Below are 2,650 nucleotides of genomic sequence, written 5' to 3'. Positions count from 1 at the left end.
CATCGAACTGCAGCAGAACGGTGCCGGTGGGGCCGTGACGCTGCTTGCCGATGATCACCTCGGCAACGCCGGCGATGTTCTCCATCTCCGTCTGCCAGGTAAAGAACTCTTCCGAGCCTTCCTTGGGCTTCTTGTTCTTCAGGTAATATTCCTCGCGGAACACGAAAATCACAACGTCGGCGTCCTGTTCGATCGAACCCGATTCGCGCAGGTCCGAAAGTTGCGGCCGCTTGTCGTCGCGCGATTCCACCTGACGCGACAATTGCGACAAAGCGAGGATGGGAACCGCAAGTTCCTTGGCCAGCGCCTTGAGGCCGGTGGTGATTTCCGTAATTTCCTGCACGCGGTTTTCCGACGAGCGGCGCGACGAGCCCTGCAGAAGCTGCAGATAGTCGACCACCAGCAGGTCCAGCCCGCGCTGCCGCTTCAGCCGCCGGGCGCGGGCCGCAAGCTGGCCGATGGAGAGGCCGCCGGTCTGGTCGATATAGAGCGGCAGCGTCTGGATTTCCTGCGCCGTCACCGCAAGCCGCTCGAACTGGTCGGCATCGATGGAGCCGCGGCGGATGAGCGAGGACGGCACGCCGGACTGTTCGGCCAGCAGGCGGGTGGCGAGCTGCTCGGCCGACATTTCCAGCGAGAAGAAGCCGACGATGCCGCCGTCCTCCGCCTTCATGGAGCCATCCTGCTGCAACACGGCCTTGTAGTTGCGGGCGACGTTATAGGCGATGTTGGTGGCCAGCGAGGTTTTGCCCATGCCCGGACGGCCGGCCAGGATGATGAGGTCGGAGCGCTGCAGACCGCCCATGGTGCGGTCGAGATCCGTCAGCCCGGTGGAGAGACCCGACAGGCCGCCGGCGCGCTCGTAGGCCGCCGCCGCCATGTCCACCGCGGCGGTCAGCGCATCGGAGAACGTCTGGAAACCGCCTTCGTAGCGACCGGATTCGGCCAGCTCGTAGAGCCGGCGCTCGGCATCCTCGATCTGACTCTTCGGCGGCGCCTCGATGGGCGAATCGAAGGCCACGTTGACCATGTCCTCGCCGATGTGGATCAGCGCCCGGCGCAGCGCCAGATCGAAGATCAGGCGGCCATGGTCTTCAGCGTTGATGACGGTCGTGGCATCGGCCGCGAGACGCAGCAGATATTGCGTCACCGTCAGGTCGGCGATCTGCTCTTCCTGCCCGAAGAAGGTCTTGAGCGTGATCGGCGAAGCGGTCTTGCCGGCGCGGATGAGCTGCGAGGTCTTCTCATAGATGCGCCGGTGCGCATCCACGAAGAAATGATCGGATTCCAGAAAGTCGGAGACGCGGTAGAACGTCTCGTTATTGGTGAGGATCGCGCCGAGGAGCTGGCGTTCCAGCTCCACATTGTGCGGAGCCATACGGCTGAGCGGCCCGGTCTGGTCCTTTCGGCGGGTTGCCTCCATGGGCGGATCTCCGTGTCGGAACGGCCCGGATCCAGCGAAAACCGGTTGCGGGGGCACGCGGGGGACCCGGCGCAGGCCCCGGACCCCGCACGATGTGAGGGGCCCGCCGGCGCGGACGGGGCGAACCCCTTGGTTAACGCCTTCCCGCCCCGAAGAAAAGCCGCCGGCCCGATTTCAACAGCGTTGCACCACAACGCGGCGGTGGTGCAACCGACTCCGTAAACATCGCAGTTTGCAGCCGCTGTCGCGGCGGTCTAGGCTTGCCCCGAAGATGAGGGCGCGGCCGCCCCGCGCCGGGTCCGGCACGCCGGCCGCACAACCCGCACGACACAAAGGGAGAGGTGTCATGCCCGGGCTGCAACCGCAACCCTTCACCTATGCCGGCAGCGACGGCCTGCCGCTGGCCGGTGCCGACTGGAATCCGCCGGGCGCCACCGGCCTGCCGCTGGTCTGCCTGCCGGGCATGACGCGCTGCACCCGCGACTTTGCCGACCTTGCCGCCGCCCTTGTCGCCCGCGGCCGGCGCGTGATCGCGCTCGACCTGCGCGGTCGCGGCCGCTCGTCCTTCGCGCCGGTGGAAACCTATACGCCGGCGGTGGAAGCGGCCGACGTGCGGCTGGCGCTGAAGCATCTCGGCCTGCCCCGCGCGGCCTTTCTCGGCACCTCGCGCGGCGGGCTCGTCATGATGACGCTGTCGCTCGTCGCCCCGGAGCTGATCGCGGCGGCCATCCTCAACGATATCGGCCCGGTGATCGAACATGCCGGCCTGGTGCGGATTGCCGGCTATATCGGCCGCCCGCTGCCGGCGAGCTGGCCTGCGGCGGTTGCCGCGCTGAAGGCGGGTCAGGGCGCGCTCTTCCCCGCGCTCGATGCCGCCGGCTGGGAGCGCTATGCCCGCCAGATCTATCGCGACGACAACGGCGTGCCGGCGAACGATTACGACAGCGCGCTGGAAGTGGCCTTCGGCGCCTTCGACCCGAAGGCGCATGTGCCGGATTTCTGGCCCGGCTTCGATGCGCTTGCCGCCGTGCCGGTGCTTTCGGTGCACGGTGCGCTGTCGGATATCCTTTCGCCGGCAACCGTCGCCGCCATGGCGGCGCGCCATCCCGGCCTTGAGGCCATAACGGTGGCCAGCGAGGGGCACGCCCCGCTTTTGTGGGATGAAGAGACACAAAGCCGCATCGCGGCCTTTCTCGCCGTCCACGCCGGCTGAAACCGCCGGACGAC

General features: G+C 67.4%; 2 protein-coding genes. One reads left to right on the top strand and one right to left on the bottom strand.

The annotated features are described in order from the left end of the window. A partial coding sequence (locus V7067_RS11130) for a replicative DNA helicase (protein WP_334175973.1) occupies positions 1 to 1,423 on the bottom strand: 1,423 nt, incomplete at its 3' end. A 346-nt stretch (positions 1,424 to 1,769) separates the two neighbouring features. Between V7067_RS11130 and V7067_RS11125 the strand changes: the two genes are divergently transcribed. After that, positions 1,770 to 2,636 carry an alpha/beta fold hydrolase gene (locus V7067_RS11125; RefSeq protein ID WP_334175972.1) on the top strand — a complete coding sequence of 289 codons (867 nt, stop codon included), beginning with the start codon at positions 1,770 to 1,772 and terminating at the stop codon, positions 2,634 to 2,636. Positions 2,637 to 2,650 lie beyond the last annotated feature (14 nt).

Origin of the sequence: Pseudoxanthobacter sp. (assembly GCF_036822375.1) — a bacterium.
Lineage (GTDB): Bacteria > Pseudomonadota > Alphaproteobacteria > Rhizobiales > Segnochrobactraceae > Pseudoxanthobacter.
This window is presented reverse-complemented; position numbering and strand designations above follow the sequence as displayed.

What these genes read in the sequence shown, in the direction of transcription:
- V7067_RS11125 (WP_334175972.1), top strand. Translation starts at nt 1,770, where the DNA reads ATGCCCGGGCTGCAACCGCAACCCTTCACCTATGCCGGCAGCGACGGC.